This is a genomic window from Pseudobacteriovorax antillogorgiicola (assembly GCF_900177345.1).
Taxonomy (GTDB): domain Bacteria; phylum Bdellovibrionota_B; class Oligoflexia; order Oligoflexales; family Oligoflexaceae; genus Pseudobacteriovorax; species Pseudobacteriovorax antillogorgiicola.
Window position 1 is genome coordinate 358,653 of sequence record NZ_FWZT01000002.1, and the last position, 22,017, is coordinate 380,669.

A 22,017-nucleotide genomic window follows, 5' to 3' on the forward strand; every position below is an offset into this window, starting at 1 on the left:
AGTATAACCAGGCACGGGAGAACCGTCAAATGTTCATCAAAGTTTTTGGCTAGGCTTATCTTATTTTAAAAAAGGTCTTTTTCTTGGGGCAATTCTTGGGTGGCAGGAATTTCACTTAAGGCTACGGTTAAGTTCACAAAACCTGTTCTGCGACGATAGATTTTCAATGTTACCCGAGAGGCTGGAGCCTTTTGGCTTAAAAAACGCTGTAGCTGGTTGAGATCAAATATTTTTTTGCCATCCATAGCCATGATCAAGTCACCGATTCTGAGGCCAGCGCGGTAGGCTGGTCCCTCCACAATCAGGTTTTCAACAATGACGCCATACACCCCGGAGGGATCGTAGTTGTCCCCCAATTCATCTTGAGCGAGGATGTTTTTACCAACAATTCCAAGCCATGGCCGAATGACTTTACCGTGCCGGATCAGGTCTTTTACCACCGACTGAACAAGGTTGCTGGGAATCGCGAAGCCGATACCAGCCCCTTGAGCACTAACAGCGGTGTTGACACCAATGACGCGCCCCCTGATATCAATGAGTGGGCCGCCAGAGTTGCCTGGATGTATGGGTGCGTCAGTTTGTAGGAAGCGGTCGTAGGGACCAGTGCCAATCACGCGGCCTTTGGCAGAAATGATCCCGCTGGTGACGGTGTGAGCAAAGCCGAATGGGTTGCCAATAGCCAGGACGATGTCTCCGACGCGGAGTCTGTCACTGTCGCCGAAATCTAAGGGGCGAGCCTCACCTCTCTGGTGGATTTTAAGTAGGGCCAGATCCGTCTTTTGGTCGGCACCTACTAGCTTGGCGCGAACCTTCTTTTTGGTCTTGGCGAAGAGGACATCAATTTTTGCCGCACCATCCACTACATGGTAGTTGGTGATGACGTAGCCACTTTGCTTCATGATAACCCCTGAGCCAAGGGAGTGAGTCTTGGCTCCCCGAGGAAGTCGACCGTTTAGAAAAAACTGATAGGGGTCGAGCAAGGCGTCACGACCTGCCACATACTGGGTCGTACGAATATTGACCACACCGGGAATCGCCCGTTCCGCTATATCAGCAAAGCTCTGATAGATGCGGCCATAACTATCTGTCGCGAAAATAATAGAGATCAGTACGATCACTAGGTGCATGTCTGTCCCTCTGCAACTGACCCGGCTCCATATTTAGGATAGGACTGATTCGGCGATCTGAACTCGGTAAAGCTTGCCTAGTCTGGCCTTGATAGCTATGGCGGTGTTACGGACCAAGGATCAAATGCTAGACTTATTAATGATATCAAGCAATAATTCTTTGATTGAGGGCATTTGCACGCGGTCATCATCATAAGGAACAATATCCATTGGAAAACGTTAAGAAGTATTCACTCTATGCTCTTCTCCTAGTAACAGTAGCTGGATTCTCCGCAGGACTCGGAGTGATCTCGGTGGTTGTTTTCCAGGTTTATTTTGGGGATGTTTCTGAACTTAAAAAGTCTACTATCCTGGCACGAATTAACGAAGAGACAACAATCTACACGCTCAATGAAGAGCAGAAGTTGGGAAGCTTTTTCAATGAGTCTCATCGTAGTTACGTTCCTATTGACGAGATTCCTACCCACATGATTCGAGCCATGGTAGCTTCCGAAGATAAAAACTACTACAACCACTCTGGGGTCGACCCAATTGCTATTTCAAAGGCCTTTTGGGAGGGGGTCTCTTCCGGTCTTCGCTTTCGTCGCGGTGGTTCGACCATCACCCAACAAACGGTAAAAAATATTCTGGATCGTCGGGAGCATACCTTCAAAAGGAAGTTTAAAGAGATGATCCGAGCTCTGCAGTTGGAGAGGATGTACTCCAAGGAGCAGATTCTCGAGTTCTATCTGAACCAATTCCACGTCACTGCTAATGGTAAGGGGATTGGGATTGCTGCGAAATACTATTTCAATAAAGACGTGCAAGATATCAACTTGATCGAAGGGGCATTCATCGCAGGTTCGGTGAAGGCTCCTAGTAAATATAATCCCTTTATCAAGTATACCAAAGCAAAGCGTGATAAGGCCTTGCTTGAAGCGAATCGCAGGAAAAACTATGTTCTGCGACGAATGTATGAACAAGGTTGGATAAGTGAAGCTGAACTGAAAGACGCTTGGGATCAGCCGGTACCATTCAATCGTGGAAAATTCCGTACCCGAGAGGTTGCACTGGTCTCATTGGTGCGTGGTCAGCTTGATAAGAAAGAGATTCTCGATGCCTTAGGGATGGATTCGATTCAAGAGTTGAATCACGCTGGGTTGAGGATCTACACCACCATTGATAAAAAGATGCAAGATGTTGCGCAACTAGCCATGCGACGAAATTTGTCTCGACTGGAAACCATACTCCAGGGCTATCGGGTAGAAGATCCTGAGCTTTTCAAACCTCTTCGCTCCCTAGAAGTTAACCAGTTTTACTATGCTAAAGTTGATAAAATTGTCAAAGGCAAGGATCCTAAGATCTTTGTCGACTTCGGTTTGCCGAAGGGGGTTGTGCCCTCAAAATCTCTCATTCGAACAGCAAAGATTTTGAATCTCCCCACCTACAAAGGCTACAAGTTTCACCTCGATGAGATTCTGAACACCACTAAGGTGGGGGATATTATATTCGTCGAGGTCATGAGTTACGATAAGGATACGAATCAAGCTGTCCTTGAAATTAAAAAGCGCCCCAGTATCAACGGTGGTTTGATATCTGTGGACAAGGGCGAAGTTCGGTCGGTTGTCGCTGGGTTTGACAACAAGGGCTACAATCGGGCGATGTTTGCTGCACGACAGCCAGGTTCAGTTTTCAAGTCAGTGGTCTATTTTGCTGCGTTGCAGCTAGGCTGGAGCGTTCTCGATCAATTAGATAACGAGCGACGCTTATTTTCCATTCAGGGTACTTATTACTTCCCTAGGCCTGACCACAAAAGCCCATATAAAGACGTTTCGCTTCTGTGGGCCGGTGTTAAGTCTGAGAACCTAGCAACCATTTATCTTACGAAAAACTTACTATCGAAGCTTAACTTTGACGAGTTTAAAACTCTTTTAGGTAGCTCCGGCTTGCTCCCCGAAGACGACGAAGCTCCGAGGGACTATCACTATCGAGTGGCAAAGGAAACTGGGGTTCAATTGGATAATAGTGGTATTAAAGAGTATCTGCTCGGCCGTACGATCGAGGATATGAAGCCAGATCTCGTGTTCTCTGGGCGATTATCTCTGCTCCGAGATTTAAGCAAACTATGGTGGGGACGTGGCTACCTAGCAGAGCTACAAAACCTCTATCTCATTGAGCCTGACGAAATTTCGAATCGTGAGCGGGCAACACGGATTAATTTGCTCAAAAGGAATTACGAGCGAATGGGTGTTCTAGCGAGAAGCGCAAGAGAGGATTGGGATCGCCTTGGCCAAGAGATCCAGAGAATCGGGCCCGAAGGGGTTTTCATGGATGAGGCTTTAACAACGATTTTGTCTCGGTTTCGGGTTATGAGTTCTTCAAGCCGTCCGACTCTTGGTTATGTCCGGGAGTTGCCAGGGGAAGAGTATGTTCCTACCAAGCCTGATGAAGAAATAACACTTCAGCCCCCTCCAGGGCGATCTCTAAATCCACTGGATGTGCAAGCGATTTGGGGCGGCATGGATAGTCTAGGTGGCCAGTCTAATATCCAACTCGACGATATCCTTTTGGATGCCTATCTACCGTTAAAATACTACGAAAAGATTCGTGCAGGCGTTGAAGATCGCTACCGCTTGGTGATGACGCAAAAAGATAAATACTCTCTTTACCAGTATTTTCATCACCATGACTTTAAAATCGCTGTTGGCTTGAAGTATCTCGTGGATCTAGGGCGTGCGATGGGCGTTTACTCGCGGCTAGAGCCAGTGTTGTCCTATGGCCTGGGTACCAATGAAGTTAGTGTGGCTGAAGTAGCCAAGGTCTATCAGACTTTCAAGAGTGGTAAGATTTACCGCTTCTTTGAAGAAGGTCCTCAGAATCAGTTGAACTTTGTTCGGCGGATTGAAGATCGGGATGGCAATGTGTTATGGGAAGCGAAGAAAGAAGAGTTTCAACTGGTCGATCCGTGCTATGCAGCGCAGATGGGCGAGATTTTGAGAAAGGTTGTAACCCATGGCACAGGCCGTCGGGCACGGGGTGAACTCTATCTGGATCTTAGTGAGGTAGCAGGGATCTCAGCAGGTCAGCGGAAGGGTAAAATAAGGATTCCCGCTTATGGTAAAACTGGAACTACAAACGACTACACCACAGCTTACTTTGCTGGTTATGTGCCCTATCCTTCGTCCGCCCGAGCTGCATTGGACCCGATGGAGGGAGCGAATGTGATTGCGTCCTATGTTGGCTACGATCTCAATCAAACCATGCAGCGGGGGCCATTTAGAATCTCAGGTGCCATGGGAGCCTTACCAGTTTGGACTGACTACGCTAAAGGTCTCTTGAAGGTGCAAGAGTACGGGGAGTACCTAGATAAATTCGATTTGAATCTCATATCTCGTCAGGTTTGGCCTCTGAAGTTTCATGAATGCACCAGTGGAACCAAAGTCGACCTTCCCCGTGGAACCATCATTCGAGCTTCAAACCAGGGCGATAGTGAATCGTTCGGTTTCACTAACTTTGCGAAGGATGGTGAAACATTTATGAATGAGTTTGCACGCACGCGATCGATCAACTCATACGTCCAAATTGCGATGAAGTCTGATGAGCGTGGGCGATCCCCGCGCCGGATGTTTCAGCCGTTCTTAAAAGAAGATACTGAAGCTTCCGAACCAAAGGACGTGAGTGGGGATCCTGAGTATAGCGACGATGGTGAAATGGACGAGGGTGATGAGCTAGAGCTATCCCCAAGCCCCGATGACACCGACTCAGGATTGGGAAGTTCATCAATACCTCAAGAGGCACGTGTGACTCCTACGCCAGCTCCGGCACCGTTGCCTCGCACCAGCGATAAGCCTGCAAACGAAGAGGAGTCAGACTCCGAAGGTCGTCTTGAGGATGACGAGCTTTGGTAATCTCCCTTCCTTTTTTATTATGGACGATGTGGCGGATTAAAAAGAAGCTAGATTATTCGCCCTGAGTCCCCTAATAAAGGAGGCAGGTGCTACCACAGCCATGTGCCTATAAGTCAGCTTATCTGTGTCATATTCTTGAATGAGGTTATTCATGCCACTAAATAGACATAAATCTCAGGATCTGTTTAAAGACGCCAAAGAAATTCTCCCTGGGGGAGTCAACTCCCCTGTTAGGGCATTTGGTGCCGTTGGCGGAGAGCCTTTATTTATCGAGCGAGCGGAAGGTCCCTACCTCTACGATGCAGATGGCAATCGCTACATCGATTATATTGGGAGCTGGGGACCTGCAATTATAGGGCACGCGCATCCTGAAGTGGTATCCGCCGTGAGCGACGTTATGAGCAAAGGTTTCTCCTTCGGTGCGCCCACTGAAATTGAAACTAAACTAGCTCAAAAGATTCGTCAGCTTGTGCCCAGCATGGAGATGATGCGCTTTGTTTCAAGTGGAACAGAAGCATGTATGTCCGCCCTACGATTGGCGAGAGGATTTACAGGTCGTAATAAGCTGATCAAGTATAATGGCTGCTATCATGGTCATGCCGATATGCTGTTAGTAAAAGCAGGATCTGGGGTAGCTACACTTGGAATCCCAGGAAGCCCCGGAGTTCCAGAAGGTGCTACCCACGACACTTTGGTCGCGCCATTCAACGATCTCGCCGCGACGGAAGCTCTACTCAACGAGAACAAGGAGCAAGTAGCGGCCATCATCATTGAGCCCATTGCAGGGAATGCAAACTTTATTCGTCCGAGTCAGGAGTTTATTCAAGGCTTGCGCAAGCTTTGTGATGAGCATCAGACTTTGCTGATTTTCGATGAGGTGATGACTGGGTTTCGGGTTCACTTGAACTGTGCCCAAGGCCTGTTTGGAGTAAAGCCAGATCTGTCTACGTTCGGCAAGGTGATCGGTGGTGGAATGCCCATTGGAGTCTATGGCGGACGCCGCGATGTGATGAATAAGGTTGCTCCCGCAGGGCCTGTTTATCAGGCGGGAACCTTATCTGGTAACCCACTGGCTGTAACCTGCGGTATGAAGACCTTAGAATTATTGGAAAATAAATATAGCTTTACAGAGCTTTCGAATCGTACTAATCGATTGGCAGTCGGGCTAAGAGATGCTGCGCGTAAAAATGGCGTAACTCTCAGTTCCGACAGCGAAGGTGGAATGTTTGGCTTCGCTTTCAGTGAAGCCATGCCAAAGAACTTTGATGATGCCAAGGCGGCTAATATCGAGGCCTTTAACCACTTCTTTGCAGCTATGATTGATGAGGGGGTTTATCTTGCTCCTTCCGCGTATGAAGCGGGTTTCGTTTCGACAACTCACTCCGATGATGACATCGACGCCACAATCGAAGCTGCAGCAAAAGTTTTTTCAACGATGAGCCAAGCTTCATGAAAACCTTAGAGGAAAATTTTCCGGAAGGTTCGGTTTTAGGCTGTTCCTCCGGATGGACTCTCGTGCCTTTTAGTCGAGAGTTTGAAAAGCAGAACCCTGCATTGGTTCATCGACTCGGCCAGGAGGCCCTGAGTGAACTTTTGAGAGACCAGGATGTGAGCTTGGTTTTATGCTCGCCGGATCGACTCATTAAGGATTCGGAATTCGAGTTGGCCTTGCCAGTGGGCGAAGTTCTTGTTGGCTCAGCAAATCTAGCCTATCTTACGATCGAAAACTGCGACGAATTTAAGTCTAAGCTGTCACCAAGGATATCTGCGCTCAAGGAAATCTTTAGCCAGGCGAACTTGCAAAAAAGCGACGATCTTCGCGCGGCTGCGGCCTATATCTGGGATGCAAGCAAATCACTTGCAGAACCTCGGTTTAAAAAAATCCCCTTCTTAAATCTTAATGGGGGTTGCGGTTCTTATGCGAGTCTGGCTCGAATCTTGTACCGCCTATTATTCGGTGCCAATGCCTATGAAACCAATGAAATGATGCAAGGTAGCGCCGCATCCTTTAAAGGTTATCAGGGAGTATGTCTCGATTTGAAGCAAGGTCGGGAAGGATTAACGAAGCGCAGTCAATACCATTCGGTGATCGACTTGGTTGATCTTTGGATGGAGCTTACCGAAATGCCGTTCGTTGCATCTGTATTGCAGAAAGGCAAGCGCTCTCCCTCCCAGGCGGCGAAGCAGCAAGTTATCCAAGCTGCGGAATTAGCCCAGGCGCGGATGAAAGTCGAACCGTCCAGTTATCTTCCCGATATTGCACCTCTCAACAGCCAGGGGCAGCGTATCGACCTTTCTGGAGTTTGGAAGCAGTTAAACTATCGTTTGGTAGCTGAAGATTTTCGAAGCCTCATGTTTTACCTTCATCTCGCCAAGCCACTCCTCAGAAAGCCTATGGATGATGATGCTTTTAAAATCAAGATGATTCGCTGGCAGGAACGGGAGGCCTCGGCCATCCACTAAGCAAGATGTCCGAACTAGTGAGTTTATGTCCTTATCCCTTTAGCTCTTCTCACTCTATGATGAGGGCTATGATTTTTTCAGCTCTTCTCATCATCGCAATTTTGTTTTTTAAAAGCGCTTACATGCTTGTTCCCTGGGACAAGATGATCCAAGCCTTGCACAATGATCTCCGGCAGGTGCGGCTTAATCTGACTCTGTCACCACTTGCTAAATACCACCCCACCTTCACCACTTATCGTTACTTTGTCGATCAGCAGATCCAGTTGGGTCAGTGTCCTAGAGAATCCATCGGAGCCTTCCAGCAACAACTTGTTCTTGGGGAGAGGCGTTGCTTGAAGGCATCGTCCCTGGCAACAGCTTTGAAAATGAAAGTCTTAATGACCATTTCTTTTGCATCTGCGGTTCGGTTTGTTTGGGGAGGTCAGTGGCTTCCCACAGGAGTTGATCTATTTTTAAGTCTTCTAGGGGGAATTTGGGTTGGCGGGGTCTATCTTTGGGTTCAAGTTCAGTTGGCTCAGGATTGGCTCCTTGATGAACGCCAGTCTTTACCCTGGTTGGAAGCGCTATTTACCCGGTGCTCCAGCGACTCCAATTTTACCTTCCTTGCCGAGTTTTCTCGTCTTGAACAAGAGACCGGTACCAGCTACGACCAAGAAAAGCGTGCCATGACTGAAGAGCAGGGCATGCGGCTGAGCCAGGCTCGCATTGCAAAGCTTGATGAATTTCAGGAACAGCAAGGAATAATTGAGCTTTTACTGGCTCTGCCAGCATTCCTACTGACTAATGCCGTACCTTTGGCGGAGTATTTGAAAGGGCTCTAAGCGATGGATTTCTTGGTTGAAAGACTGATGTTTTACTGCTATACTGGCATGCTTATCCGGGGCCGTAACGATGGCAACCCGTGTCCTCAGAGAAAATCAAGTATCATAAAGGATAACATATGGCAGGCCGTTTGTCCGAGACTAGTGTGGCATCGACGCTCGATGCCGGGCACAAAAGCTTACCCTGGGAACCAGGGCAACCGTCAGGATTTCTCGCAGGCATAGACTTTCATGCGATTCTTCAGAGTCCAGATGCCAAGCAAATTATCCAGTCCCTGCCAACGCAGCCTTTATACTACGGTCTGAAACGCCAGGGAATTGCTGATTGCCTTGATGTACTGCCTCATCTCACAGATGATCAAGTGGCCCGCATTGTTGATTACGATGTCTGGAGCAAAGACCGCCTTGTACCTAAAAAAGTGTATGAGTTGCTGAACTACTTTGGCGAAATCAGTTCTGCAGAGCTGTACCGACGCTTTGCCTACCTTGACGAAGAATACCAACTTAGCATTCTTGCTGGTCTGGTAGAAGTCTTCGACTTGGAAGAATATGAGGCTATGACCCAAGAACAGCAAGACCTTGTCCACGCAATGCCATGCCAGCAAGTTTTTTATCGCTTGTTTAGCGACGACCCGGAAACGGTATCTTTCGTTTTGAAACTTATCTCGTCCATATGCGAGCATAATCTTCGCTACGCTTACTCAATTCTCGGTCATGCCTCGTTTGCGCTTGCCAGTGAGAGTGAAGAAGCTATTCGCCAGTTCCGCATGGCTCGCCTTGAAGAGGATGGTTTTGTACCCTATGAGGAGAGCCTATCGTGTTTTACACCGATTGATTTGCAGCACCTCAAAGATCGCTGGAGCGAAAGTAGTCCTCGTCGCCAGGGTGCGGTAGCTCAACCCACGGCTGCTGGCTCCTATCTCATGAGCATTCTAGTCCTAGCTCAGGAAAGGCAGTGGACTATGGATGAGCAGTTTGAAGTTCATCAGCAGCTGCTTTTTTTAGCCAACTCCCTTTGCAGTGCAGCCCAGGTTGAGCCAGAAGACTTGCATGGGCTTAATCGTGTTCTAGAGCAATGTCGTGCTTTGGTCGGCCTTGGCTTGGATTATCTTTCAGATGGAGATACCGATCGTGGCCTTGCTATTCTCAAGCAGGAACATGCTAAAACTCTATTTAGAGTTGGCGTTTCCTTGATTCAGGATCTAAGAAAGCGTTTGATCGATCGGATGATGGAAGCCGAGATTCAAGGAGCCGAGGAGTTAAAGGTTCTGTTTCAAGGTGGGCAGTGGGGCCAAATACTATTCCATATCGATCGCGTGTTAAGTGATGTGCTTGGCTTTGAAGCAAGTGAAATCTTGAAAGGCCTGTTTAATCGCTTTCCTATGACACCGCAGTTTCAGGGGGATCGTAACCAACTTAAGTTCTGTCCTATCGGATCGATGTCAGATTTCGGCTTGCTTCGAGACTATGCTCTGGGCCTTTCAGGCTTATTCTACATGAAGCAGGTTGCTCAAGGTACAGGGCCATTAGAAAAGCTTTTAAGTACAGCCTTTGTTCATGGACTGATTACGCAGGAGTTTACGTTTAAGGCTTTGGATCGCGATATCTTAGAGTCGTTCATGGCGCTAAGCCAGATGGAGCTAAAGACAAAGCATGATGAGTTTGTGACTTTAATGATGACAACACTCTTGGAAACTAGCAAGAACTGGGACTTAGGATACCAAGACTACCTTAGCCAGGGTGTCCAGAAGGCGATGAGCCTATTTGATGATATTACTGCCGGCCTTATGGTTAGCCATGAAAACCAGCGTTCACCCGATCACCTTATCAGTTCGAACTAAGGAGATAGTCCATGCAAGAGCAGGAAAAATTTATAACTCCAGAAGAATGCCAGGAATTGGCTACCGCCATGAATGCCAAATATAAAATTGCTCTCAAGGGGCGTAGTTTTTCGGTCTCTGCTAGGAAAGATGGTCCGGGGGTCTATGTTTGTATACTTCTCAAAAACCCTGATGAGAGCTTCTACTATCCAGTCGAGGGTAGGGTGATGTTTGAGGCGGAAGAGATGAAGGCTAGCGAAGCAGCACTCTTCCTAGTCGATTATCTCGATATCTACTTCGAAGAATTTCTTCTAGAGGAAGAGGAAAGCCTTTACTTACCTATTGACTGGAGCGACTTCAACTATGAGGCTGTAGACTTCCAAGTTAAAGGCCAGATCTTGAATCGCAAGTTAGAAGCGATGGCTGACCAGTTCCTTCAAGAAAACGAGCAGGCCTAAAACCCTGAGCCGTTAGGATCTAGTCTCTGTCTGTGGGAATAATTTGATCACCATCATGCAGGCACACGAGATTTCGTCCGCTGCGCTTGGCTTCGTAGAGGGCTGCATCGGAGCGGGCCATGGTCTCTTCATAGCTCTCTTGACCAATATTGATGGTGCTCACGCCGCAGCTAATGGTGACAGGAATATGAGTCTCCTCGAACACAATCTGCGCTTTTTGAACCGCATGCCGCAGCTTGTTTGCGGCATGGCCCGCGTTCTCAAAATTTGCTGCGGGTAGTATGACCAGGAACTCTTCTCCACCATAGCGGCAGCATACATCAGTTTTCCGAAATGTTTTGCGCATCAGTTCTGCAACGACCTTGAGCACATAGTCGCCGGCTTGGTGACCGTACTGATCATTCACCTTCTTGAAAAAGTCGATGTCACACATGACGATTGAAATTGGGTATCGATCTTTAGCAGCCTTGTTTTCCATTCTAGTGACTTGTCCAGTAAGGTACTCTTCGAAGTAGCCTCGGGTAAACAATCCCGTGAGAGGGTCAGTAATGGACTGGATAGCCTTGTCTTTATACTGATCCTGGAGATTCGTTTCTGCTGTGACATCCCTCATGATTAGGAAGGCACCGAGCTTCTCGCTTTTTTCGTCATTAAAAAATGGATAAAGGCCTAAAATAAGGTTCTTCGGTTCTGCGCCGCTATTGGTCTTACCTCGTACCTCGTCGATGCGAATCGGGGATTCATATTCGAGCAGATTTTCAATGCCAATAACATCATCGTTCACAGAGAATTCGAGCAACTCATTGATTGACTCAGTCTTTAAGATCTGTCTCATCTTAATGCCAGTGAGCTGAGCGAAAAGCTGATTAGCTTTTACGACCTTGCCATTTTTGTCAACCACAGCATAGGCGTCAAGAAGCACTTTGGCGAAGTGAGAGAACTTGCCAAATACCTGCTCGACGGTCTGTCTTTGCTCTAAACTGTTGGCAGCTTCAGACATCATGTACCTTCATGGTTTTCGAACGCTCCTTAAGCAGCTAGAAAAGCGAAGTACTCCTCTTCCATCTCTTCTAGCTCCATCTCAGATCCACACTGAGAACACGCCTTCCCTGGAAGTTCGGTAATCGGGCCACTTGGTAAGTTCTTTCCGGCTTCAAAAAGAACCGATTCTTCGTTGCCACATTCATCGCAAATGTAGCAACCGTACACAGACTTGACCTCTGCTTTGCCCTTGAAACTGGGGATCATATTGATCTGCATCACGATCTCGCTCGTGCACTCTTCGAAAACGATTTTGCGATCGCCTTTTTCCAACTCGCGCATGAAATTGATCCAACTACGTACCCCGCAAGAATTTACCGATTCAACTTGCTTGAAGTTGAACTTAATCTGCGAGCCCAACTTCGATAAGAGTTGCTCTAGGTGCACCTCTGCTTCAGCATCGATCGGCCCGACATATTCTACAAGATCCCAGTTGTCCTTCTGGACGAGATTAATGGAAATACCCATCGCATCCACCGTTAAAAACTAAACCAAATCTAAGGAAAAGATCGGTCTTGAGTGGGAATCCTTGAGGGAAAAATCGGGTTTTCCCTCATACTAGGCGGTTGTATCTATAAATATTTGTTTTTATTGGACTCTCTAAGGTATGGGGAGCCTGCCATCATCACTTCTAGGCGGGATTGGTAAGAATCTTTCACGTCACCAGGAAGCTTACCTTCAGAAAAAGCTGATTCTAACTGCTTGCTGAGGCTCGTCAGGATCTCAGGGGTGTCGTAGTTACGGGTGTTTAGCAATTCCTCAATTGGGTCGCCTATGGTGGTCTTTCTGATCTCCCAATCGCCTTTTTCATCGATATAGACCTCGGCCTCGTTGATAGCCCCAAACAGGTTGTGCTCGTTAGCCAAGCTTTCCTGATAAGCGCCCACTAAGAAAAAGCCAAGGTAGTAGGGCCGATCGCTTGGAGAGTGCAAGTCAAGAGTCTGGCGAAAGTCCTTGCGATCGATAAAGCGTTCCAGACAGCCATCAGAATCACAGGTGATATCCACGATGGTCGCCTTGTGCGTTGGCTTTTGCTCGTGGTGTGATAAAGGCATGACCGGGAACAGTTGGTCGATAGACCAAGCGTCTGGAATGGATTGAAAGATGGAGAAGTTTGCGAGAAACTTACTCACCATTCGTTGCTGCAAAGATTCGAACTCTTCGGGAACATGTTTCTCAAATGATGAAAAGTACAAGGCCCGGCGACAGATCCGGTAGAACATCTGCTCCGCAAGAGCACGTTCCTCAAGATTCACATAGCCTAAGTTGAAGAGGGTAAACATTTCTTCATAGTACTCAATAGAATCGTGATAGTATTCGATGTAGTTCTTGCGATTGATGTTTTCTATAATGTACTTCAGCTCGCCCAAACTTTTGTGATTGGTATTTTCATTAAAGTCGAGTTCAAACCCCTCTGCTGCCGAGAAGCTCTCGGTGCTTTGCACCTCACGAATGTCGGCAACAACAATGGAGTGATAGGCTGCAATTACGCGGCCACTTTCGGTTACAATCTGTGGCGCTTGAATCTTCTCTCGCTTGCAAACTTCGCCAATTTCATAGACCACATCGTTAGCAAGCTCTTGAAGTGAATAGTTAGCACTGGATTGGTACGATGTTTTGCTGCCGTCGTAGTCAACCCCAACACCACCACCGATGTTCAAAAATTGCGGCGAAAACCCCATGTGGGTTACCTTTGCAAACACCCGAGACGCTTCCTTGATCGCATTTTTAATGCGCTTGATTTCAGTTACCTGAGAGCCAATATGGAAATGCAGCATTTGCAAGCGGTCTTCCATGCCCGCGCTCTTAAGTAGCGACATACAATGCAAAACCTCTACTGTGGTCAGGCCAAACTTAGAAGACTCCCCGGAGGACTTCGCCCATTTGCCAGAGCCTCGGCTGTAGAGTTTCGCGCGAATACCAATATCTGGACAGAGCGCAGGGTTTTCCTTGGCTAGATCGATGATATGGGAAAGCTCGTCAGGACCTTCAACCACAAGAACCACATTTTTACCCATGGCTTTGGCAATGAAGCCCGTTTCGATAAATTCACGGTCTTTAAAACCATTACAAATAAACAGAGCTTTCTCGGATAGATTATAACTCATTGCTGCCAGTAGCTCGGGCTTGCTACCCACTTCAAGGCCATAGTGGTAATCGGAGCCACAGCGAACGATGTGGTCGATAAACTCTCGCCTTTGGTTCACTTTGAAAGGGAAAACGGCTCGGTGACCCCCTTCATAGCTATATTCCCAGACGGCCTCTTTGAAGGCATGATGAAGCCTCGCTATCTGGTTCTCAATGATCTGTGGAAAGCGCAGAATCATAGGGGCTGAAATGCCGTTCTCTTTTGCCTGTTCCACGAGGTCTGGCAAATCGATCGAAAGGTGCTCTTCACCGGTGGGGTGGCAGACAACATTACCATTGTCATCAATGCCAAAATAGCCGGAGCCCCAGCCTTCGATTCCGTATTGCTCTCTAGCCTCTTGAATTTGTTGTATATTCATGTCACGACCTCTATTGGAAACAGGAATTCAAAATGTTAATGAAAAATGAATTCTAAAGAACTATTGTCTAGGCCCTTGGCTTAACGTTGCGACCGATCTCTATTAGACGAGGAAGTCTCCGATGGCAATCAAATTAAATTCGGGCTGGTGTCGCGGCCTCACCCTCAAAAGTCCTCCAGCATTACATACTCGTCCTACTGCGTCAAGAACAAGAGAAGCGGTCTGGAACTCGCTCCAGTTTGATCTTCACAACGCGAGAGTGATTGACGTTTTCAGTGGCTCGGGGGCTATAGGTTTCGAAGCCTTAAGCCGAGGTTGCCGTTCCAGCCTGTTCATCGACCAATCGCTGGCAGCAGTTAAGTGCCTCCGCGAAAATAAAGCCTTGATGGAAACTCGTGCCCTGGCCAATCAAAGGCACATCACTATGAAGATTATTCAAGGCGATGCTGTGAAGGTTCTGACAGCCCAGGGCTCCGATGCGGCTGATATCTTGTGGATCGATCCCCCCTACGATCAGGTTGTTGATCTCTTGCCAGGCTTGGCAAAGGAAGCCGCTCGGGTTCTAGTCCCCGGAGGTAAGATGATCGTCGAGTGTGATCAAAGAGGGTTACCAGTCATCGAAGATCTTAGGTCCCTGGCGATCTGGAGCGAATCAAAACATAAACGATATGGAAGAACTTTCATCACGATCTTTGAAAGGCTTGGAGAGGAATAATATGAAGGTTGCAGTTTTTGCCGGTAGCTTTGACCCTTTTACCTTAGGGCATGAGGATATCGTCGAGCAAGCCCTGCACGTTTTTGATCGCCTCGTTATTGGGGTTGGTCAAAGCAGTAGCAAGCGCCCTTTGTTTAGCGACGAGGAGCGGGTTGAGATCATTCAAGATATCTATAAGGATCGCCCCGAAATTTCGGTCAAGGCTTTCGCCGGTTTGGTAGTCGACTTCGCTCGTAAGGAAAATGCTACCTGCTTGGTCCGGGGGCTTAGAACTGAGGCTGACTTTTCCTATGAGATGCCGATGGCCATGACCAACCATAAGATCTCTCCCGAGATTCAGACTGTCTTTTTCCCTACCAAGTCTCAATTTGCCTATGTTTCATCAAGCTTGGTGAAGGAATTGAGCGTCCATGGCGGTGATGTCAGCTCGTTTGTTCCGCCAATGGTGGTGGCTCGGATGAGCCAGAAAAACTCTTAAGATAACAGCTGTCTTAGGCCTATCTGCTGCGTATCGCTTATGGTTTCGATAGCCGCTCCGAGAAGTGACTCAGGTCAAAGTACATCGGCGGGGATCTATGTTTTCCTACAGGCACAAGAAACATGGCAACTTAGATATCATTGCCTTCGATGGCACCATGAACGAATCTGTGAAGGAGTGCTGTCAGGGTCTCGGTCAGTCGATGGGCAATAACGTTAGGTTTAATTTCAAGGAAGTTGACTGTGTCACTAGCCTCGGTGCCCGCTTTTGGCTAGCTTTTTTGAGTAGCTTCGAAACTGGTCGCAAGATAGAGTACGAAGAATGCAGCCACGAAGTGATCCAACAGATCAATATTTTTCCACGCTTTATTGGCCATGGCCATATCCTATCATTTTACGGAGCCTTCACTTGTCCCCACTGCGGTCATGAGGAGTCCATCTTATTCTCAGGGGATCGAGATCCCGAAGAGTTGATTGACTCATCCACAGATCAACTTTGCTCGGAGTGTCAGCAACCCACCGAACTGGATGAGGACGAACGGGCGTTTTTCCGCTTTTTAGATCAAACTAGCTAAGAGTTTCTCGCGGCATACTAGGCACAATCAGCCTTCTGAGGACTTTGAGTGATGCTGCCTAGTGTCCGATCTCTATCGTGATGGATTTTATGATGGAGAACCTTTTTGCGCTTCCTGACTCTAATAGTTCTAGCGTGGATTAGTTTAGAACTGAGGGCCGAATCACCGGGCTTGCCTCAGATTCTAGGTCATTCCCAAACAAGAGTCGTTGTGAATCGTGGTGACATCGTCTCATTGCGCTTGAAGAGTTCTTCGGAGAATGATCTGATTCAGTGGTGGCTGAGCAAGGAAAAGCTTTGTGATGGGATTGATTGTCGGGTGGACACCGGCTCCTGGCAGGCTGGCGCTTACAAAATCATAACTATTGTTTCCAACGATAAGGGGTCGGAGTTTGTAAGTTTCTATCTTCTGGTTAAGGAGAAGCTCAATACCTCGCCCCCAGCCTTGATTACACCGGATTTTCAGGAGTTGGAACAGCAGTCATCGAGCTTCTCTGAAGAGGAGCCTTATGCCTTAGCTGTTCAGGGTAGTGCATTTTCGTGGCGTGATGACAAATTATATGTATTGAAAACCTTAGCAAGAAACCTAGACTGGGACGAAAAGCTGAAGTCGTCCGGTGGCACCATTCAGCTGGGCCGTTTAAAGCAGGATGAGCATTTTCTATTACCTGGTTCACAAGCAAGATTGGTGCAAGCCGAGAAACGACGTTTGATCCTTTTGCAAGAGGGAATGCTGAGAAGCCGGCAACTCGATCGAGGCAATATACCCAACTGGACCGTAATTGTGGGAGACTGGCTTCAGCTTGATGGCAGTAATGCTGCAGATTTTGCCGTGGAGTATCACCCTAGGGCTCCAGACCAGGCGATGCTCTATGTGTTTAGTGGCCAGGTGAGAATTATCAAGGATCCAGTGCTCAGCGAGGCGGTTCCCCCGGTTCATTGGCAGGTGGCAGGAACCAAGCTGCTCGTACGCAAGAGTAAGAAACCATTTCTACAAAAAATTCTACCCCGAAAGAAGGTGCGATATATCTTTCGTCGAACGACCCCAGAATTACTCTTTCCCGTTCTTGAGGGCAAGCCGCGGCGTTACCCTGGTGAGGTCCTTGGCTTAGACGTTAAAAACCCCATGAAAGCCAGCCAGGCTCTGCTTCAGGGGCGAGACTACAGCCAAGCCTTGTGGTTGTTGCAACAGGCTGGTGAAGAGTTTAAAACGTCTTCCCGCTGGCGTTGGCTGCAAGGTGATGCGCTCGGCGGAATCAATCTTGGCAAGCTTGCCATCCAGCAGCTCAAAGCGAGCTACGAAAGCGTTCAAGGTGGGGCTGTGGCTTACTCCATTGGCTTGCGATATTTTGAAAACAACAATTGGGATAAGGCTCGGGATTGGTTTATCAAAGCTGCTGATGGCAAGCACTTTGGGGATCGACAGGTGCTATATTACTACTTGGGGGTGATTGCCTTTCGTAACAAAGATTTTCCACTTGCTGATCGATACTTTAAAGAGTCTAATTGGTATGCAGAAGATCAGCGAATTATGGATAGTATCGATCGTTTCCGCGACCTTATGGTTATTTTCAATCGCTGGGGTGCTAACGGATCCCTAGGTTTTGTTCTTGATACTAACTTGTTCCAGACATCGGACAAAGAAAACCTATCCTTCCAAGACGATATCACTGGTTTGTCTGGGTTTGGCTACCAGGCTTCGGCCAAAATATGGCGGTACGTGATGCAAGGCCGTGCATCTGGACTAAGCTTTGGCTACGATGTCCGTCGCTTGGGGTGGATTAAAAAGGCTCTGCATGAGGTGGATCAGGTCGATCAAAAAATCTATTCTGAATATTATTTTGGTAGGCGCAAGTGGTTGCGAGGCCGAGCCTATATCCAGACCTTGGTTTTAGGATCCGAACGGGCACTAGATGGTTTGATATTAGAAAATAATTACCGCTACCAAGACCTGTCTTGGCAACCTGAATTAATTTTCGATCTTGGGGTTTATAAAGATCCCGTTCCTAGCAGGGCAGACATAATTGATCCCTTAAGTGGTGATTTGCAAGGAGTTGCTTCAGATCGCTCGTCGCGCTTACTCAGGTTCGGCTTCGGGGGGCGAGCATGGCAGCAACCTCGGCAAGAATTTAATGTTCGGCTGATCTATCTAAGCCGAACTTTCACCAATGATCTCGTGGCCGCAGACTCCTATTCTTCAACCAGCTTAGAGCTTGAGTATCTGTTAAGATTTTGGGGTTTGTCAGTGATCGACCTTGACTTGTCCCTAGGGCAGAAGGTCTTCCCTGATGCTACCACAAGCAGAACTGACATTGACACCAAATTCGGCGTTCACTATCGCTTTGATATGGAGCATGATGGTAACTTTAAAATTGGAATTTCGCAGGAAAGTCGTGACTCAGATGACCCACTTCAAAAGTTTTCTAAGTATCACATTGTAACAGCGATACAGCTTGAGATCTGATCAAAAACACGCCAAGATTTATGGGGCATCGGCTTGACCCTAAGAAAAAAATTGTTTCTAATTGTATAAGAAAAAAACCAAACTACCTTTGTATGTTCCAAGGCTGGAATGATACGACAAAACTGGGAGCGACCATGAAAAAGGTTGAAGCAAATCGGTATCCCCACTCAGCAACCCTGTTTCGTTTCTGCAAAGAGGCACTTGAGATTCGATATGAAGGAAACGTCAAGGTCATTGACCAAGATGTTGGGGCGATTTTAGGCTACGATCCCGCTGATTGTAGTCATTGGAAAAAAGGCAAAAAGAATATCCGAGCCCTAGCAACCCTTAAAAGCATTGCTGATCATCTCAATATCGACGAGCGATTGCTAATCGATATTGCTAGTGGCAAGGTTGGCCTAGAAGAAGCTGTTTTTGAGTTCAAAGGCTATGGAAGCTTTTCTCTTGGTGGCAAATCCCTAGAAAACTTGAAGAAGGAATATTTTAAAAATCCAGATAAATGGCAGATCGAGGGCCAGCTAAAAACATTTGAAGAGCTTTTTGATATCAACCGACCAGAGGTTGCAAAAATCGCAAATCATGTTTTAACGGTTGGCAAGTTTCACGAAGCTCCTATTTATATTCCTGAGGTTTTCCAGCTCTACTCCAATATCTCGCTGCAAGCTGATGAAAGCCTTGAAGATCCTATTGCTGTCGATCAAGAGGGGCAGGATGAGGCGCTACAGGTCAATATTAGGTACAAGGGCGGTGAGATGCGCCCCTACGTTCGTTTTCTGATTGCCAAAGAACTTTATAAGTATCTCTGTCGCTCAGGGCAAGCAGTTGCCCATATGATGAAGAAAGCCCCTGATGAGGTATTGGAGATTCAGTCCAATATCTTCGCTGGCATGCTGCTGATTCCCGCTGATATCTTGCGAACAGAAGTGGAAAAAATCGACAGTAGTCTCGACATTGTTATGCAATTGGCAGAAACTTTCTGGGTGTCCAAGGCTCTCATGAATCAGAGACTTCGTGACTACCTTGAAAACTTAAACTAGCTAGCGAATAAGCAGCTAAACGTATTACAGGAGGGATACCCCTCCTTTTTAAATCCCTCATAATTACAATAATTTACCTGAACGAATCCCCATCGCTTAAAGTCTTTCTTCAACCATCCGACATGACTAGTAATCCCTGTCCTAACACATTGAGGCGGAAGGTGAGCGAAAAGCTGTTCAAATTGAAAAACGGAACACTATTTTTGTCCACGGAAGCTCCCGGAGGCATCTATAATTCCGTTCAGCTGAAAAAAGTTGCCGAGCTTTGTGCTAACGATCTTGCCATTGTCAAAGCTACAGAAGATCAGCGTCTAGGGCTATTTGTCAAAGAAGAGGAAGCTGCTCGCGTTGCCAAGGAGCTAGAGGCTTGCGGACTAGGTGTGAGGCATTATCAGCAAGGCTTACATCAAGCGGTGACATGCCTCGGGGAATTATGTAGCGATCACGAACAGGATGCACTAGGGACAGCCATGGATCTGGCTAAGACCCTCGCAGAGTTGAGTCTTGAGTCGCCACTAAAGATTGGAATCAATGGTTGCTTCAAATGCTGCACTCCTTGCCACACATTAGATATCGCTGTCGTTGGCGAAGCCAATGGTTATCGGATTAGTCTTGGGGGCAAAAATCAGCAGGTGCCTGAACTAGCTTCATTTGTGGCGGAGGGTGTCCCTGCGGACAAGCTACCAGACCTCATAAAAAACGTCGTGACTCTCTATGCGGATAAGGTAGAAGATGATGAGTCCCTCCTTGAAGTCATCGATCGCTGTGGCATCAGTGACTTTGTAGAAGCCTTAGCTCCCTACAGTCAGGATGCAGCGGTGCAGCATGACCCGTTCGCTGGAGGGGACGCAGAGCCTGATTTGACCGATGACCGAGGAGCCCCGGAAAGTGATCAGGGGCAAGACTCCTTAGAACAGAGTGAGGTCAGCGATGATGATTTGGACCTTGATGATGATCTTGATATCGAGGATGCAGGTGAGGTAGGTGGAAGCCAAGTCGAAGCTGAGGTGGGAGACGATGAGCTTGATGAACTTGGCGAGCTTGATGACTCAGACTTAATGGTGGAAGACAACGAATCGGCCCTAGGCGACGATAGTGAGTTATCAGAAAGTGGAGATACCATATCTGATGAAGCGGAAGGTTTAGAGCTTGATGATGAGATCGATTTAGATGAGCAGTCTACAGCAAACAATGAAGAAGATGCTTTGTCAGCTGGCGAAGGCATGGAAGTCGATGCTGAAATCGATCAAGCTGATGCTGATCTTGTGGCAGATGATATCGATCTCGATGGAGATTTGGATGAGGTCGATCTTGGTGACGATCTCAGCCTTGACGATGTTGGAGATAGCAGTGAGATCGAGCCCGAAAAAGCTGCCGATGAAGCTGTTGACGATGATGATCTAGCCCTTGAGGATGATCTGGATCTCGACGACGATGCCGCAGCCTCTGATCAAGCAGGGGCCCAGGAGTCTCAGGCTGATGACTCCGAAATGGAGCTTCTAAGTGAAAGTGATCATGAAATTGATGACGATGTGAGTCTTGGTGAAAACGTCGTCGATGACGATATAGACCTCGATATTGATTTAGATGATGGCGATCTATCCGAAGATGAACCTAGCTTGGATGACGACTTAGAGCTGGACCTTGATGACACTAGCGTCGAGGTTGTTGAGGATCAGCTTGCTCAGGATGATATTCCCATCGAAGATGGAGAGGTTGACCTGGAGGCTATCGATGAAGGCGCAGACAGCATTGATAGTGACGGCGATGAACCTGAAATAGAAGATCTTTCAGCGGATGACGTGTTTGGTGAGACTCCGGCCCAAGCCGCTCCCGCGGCGAGTTCCAGTGCTGCAAGCCCTGAGGCGGACACGGAGTTTGAGGAAATCGATGACCTATCCGATACTGATGAAGAGGACTTTGAAAATCGACTGATAGCAGATATCGATGAAGAAGCTCAAGTGTTAGCAAGCACTCCCTCTGATGTGAATGCTGACGATCGGGAATCTGCGTTGGGTATGCTAGAGTCCCACCCAGAAGTCGATCAAGAGAGCAGCCAAGAGTCGGCTACGGACGATTTGGTTGCTGATGATCTCGAAGACCTCAGCTTGGAGGAAGAGGATTTTGCAGAGGACAACCTCGATGATGATACCGAGGAGCTACTCGCTGAGAATGATATTGAAGAGGCAGAAGCTGGCTTAGACGATCTCAACGAAGACGATCTCGATGACCTTGATCTTGACGACCTGGATGAGGGCGAGCTATCTCCTATCGAAGATGATGCCGAATCAGATGATGACTTGGCAAATATGGCGGAAGAGACGATTTCGATCACTCCCATGGCCTCCAGTCCGCGAAAACCCATTAAAACGTCCGAAGTGTTTAAGTTTTCGGGCATGGATGTAATCGATACCATGCTTCATCTAAGCTTTGATTCTGGAGCTTTTGTTGATTTTGATCTTAGTTCTCTAGCTCCGAACGTAGAAAAAAGCTTTTCTCTGGGTGGGCAAACCTTCGTTCTGATAAAGAACGCTGATGGTATCATCCTAGAGGTGGAGGGTGTTCGTTTGTTTTATCCGACCGAAGCACTCCCCCAAGCCTCCTAATAGATCTAACTCAAGTGTGA

16 protein-coding genes are annotated in these 22,017 nt (G+C 47.6%); 12 read left to right on the forward strand and 4 right to left on the reverse strand.

Translation table 11 applies throughout. From position 1 onward, the window contains the following. Positions 1 to 65: 65 nt before the first annotated feature. Entirely contained in the window at positions 66 to 1,127 is a 1,062-nt protein-coding gene (locus B9N89_RS03975; protein WP_132315126.1) for a trypsin-like peptidase domain-containing protein, read from the reverse strand. 209 nt (positions 1,128 to 1,336) lie between these two features. Between B9N89_RS03975 and B9N89_RS03980 the strand changes: the two genes are divergently transcribed. The 6 genes from B9N89_RS03980 (at position 1,337) to B9N89_RS04005 (ending at position 10,576) form a co-directional block, all read left to right on the forward strand. Then, on the forward strand, positions 1,337 to 5,014 hold the full coding sequence (locus B9N89_RS03980; RefSeq protein ID WP_159455127.1) for a transglycosylase domain-containing protein: 3,678 nt from the start codon (positions 1,337 to 1,339) through the stop codon (positions 5,012 to 5,014). A 151-nt stretch (positions 5,015 to 5,165) separates the two neighbouring features. After that, positions 5,166 to 6,467, forward strand: coding sequence for a glutamate-1-semialdehyde 2,1-aminomutase (gene hemL / locus B9N89_RS03985; protein ID WP_200820658.1), 1,302 nt, complete (start codon positions 5,166 to 5,168; stop codon positions 6,465 to 6,467). Then, positions 6,464 to 7,477 (forward strand): type 2 periplasmic-binding domain-containing protein, encoded by a 1,014-nt coding sequence (locus B9N89_RS03990; protein ID WP_132315120.1) that lies wholly within the window; start codon positions 6,464 to 6,466, stop codon positions 7,475 to 7,477. The genes hemL and B9N89_RS03990 overlap by 4 nt, the downstream gene beginning before the upstream one ends. A 68-nt stretch (positions 7,478 to 7,545) precedes the next feature. Next, positions 7,546 to 8,298, forward strand: a complete 753-nt coding sequence (locus tag B9N89_RS03995; protein ID WP_132315118.1) for a hypothetical protein — start codon at positions 7,546 to 7,548, stop codon at positions 8,296 to 8,298. Between the two features lie 119 nt (positions 8,299 to 8,417). After that, entirely contained in the window at positions 8,418 to 10,139 is a 1,722-nt protein-coding gene (locus tag B9N89_RS04000) for a DUF6178 family protein (RefSeq protein ID WP_132315116.1), read from the forward strand. An 11-nt stretch (positions 10,140 to 10,150) separates the two neighbouring features. Further along, positions 10,151 to 10,576 carry a hypothetical protein gene (locus B9N89_RS04005; RefSeq protein ID WP_132315114.1) on the forward strand — a complete coding sequence of 142 codons (426 nt, stop codon included), beginning with the start codon at positions 10,151 to 10,153 and terminating at the stop codon, positions 10,574 to 10,576. Between the two features lie 19 nt (positions 10,577 to 10,595). On the opposite strand, the gene B9N89_RS04010 is transcribed toward B9N89_RS04005, so the two are convergent. The 3 genes from B9N89_RS04010 to speA form a co-directional block, all read right to left on the reverse strand. Continuing rightward, a complete protein-coding gene (locus B9N89_RS04010) occupies positions 10,596 to 11,579 on the reverse strand; it encodes a sensor domain-containing diguanylate cyclase (RefSeq protein WP_132315112.1) in 984 nt (327 codons plus the stop codon). 26 nt (positions 11,580 to 11,605) lie between these two features. Next, the gene (locus tag B9N89_RS04015) at positions 11,606 to 12,085 is read right to left on the reverse strand and encodes an STAS domain-containing protein (protein ID WP_132315110.1); all 480 of its coding nucleotides are present in this window, start codon (positions 12,083 to 12,085) and stop codon (positions 11,606 to 11,608) included. Positions 12,086 to 12,189: 104 nt separating this feature from the next. Further along, a complete protein-coding gene (speA, locus tag B9N89_RS04020; RefSeq protein WP_132315108.1) occupies positions 12,190 to 14,124 on the reverse strand; it encodes a biosynthetic arginine decarboxylase in 1,935 nt (644 codons plus the stop codon). A gap of 121 nt (positions 14,125 to 14,245) precedes the next feature. On the opposite strand from speA, the gene B9N89_RS04025 reads away from it, so the two are divergent. From B9N89_RS04025 to B9N89_RS04050, 6 genes are all read left to right on the forward strand, one after another. Next, positions 14,246 to 14,839, forward strand: coding sequence for an RsmD family RNA methyltransferase (locus tag B9N89_RS04025; RefSeq protein WP_132315106.1), 594 nt, complete (start codon positions 14,246 to 14,248; stop codon positions 14,837 to 14,839). A 1-nt stretch (position 14,840) separates the two neighbouring features. Beyond that, the gene (coaD, locus tag B9N89_RS04030) at positions 14,841 to 15,317 is read left to right on the forward strand and encodes a pantetheine-phosphate adenylyltransferase (protein WP_132315104.1); all 477 of its coding nucleotides are present in this window, start codon (positions 14,841 to 14,843) and stop codon (positions 15,315 to 15,317) included. 97 nt (positions 15,318 to 15,414) lie between these two features. After that, on the forward strand, positions 15,415 to 15,891 hold the full coding sequence (locus tag B9N89_RS04035) for a hypothetical protein (protein WP_132315102.1): 477 nt from the start codon (positions 15,415 to 15,417) through the stop codon (positions 15,889 to 15,891). A gap of 105 nt (positions 15,892 to 15,996) precedes the next feature. Next, positions 15,997 to 18,354, forward strand: coding sequence for a tetratricopeptide repeat protein (locus B9N89_RS04040; protein ID WP_132315100.1), 2,358 nt, complete (start codon positions 15,997 to 15,999; stop codon positions 18,352 to 18,354). 134 nt (positions 18,355 to 18,488) lie between these two features. Beyond that, complete coding sequence (locus B9N89_RS04045) at positions 18,489 to 19,391, forward strand: ImmA/IrrE family metallo-endopeptidase (protein ID WP_159455128.1); 903 nt, start codon at positions 18,489 to 18,491, stop codon at positions 19,389 to 19,391. A 161-nt stretch (positions 19,392 to 19,552) separates the two neighbouring features. Continuing rightward, positions 19,553 to 21,997, forward strand: coding sequence for a hypothetical protein (locus B9N89_RS04050; protein ID WP_159455129.1), 2,445 nt, complete (start codon positions 19,553 to 19,555; stop codon positions 21,995 to 21,997). Positions 21,998 to 22,017 lie beyond the last annotated feature (20 nt).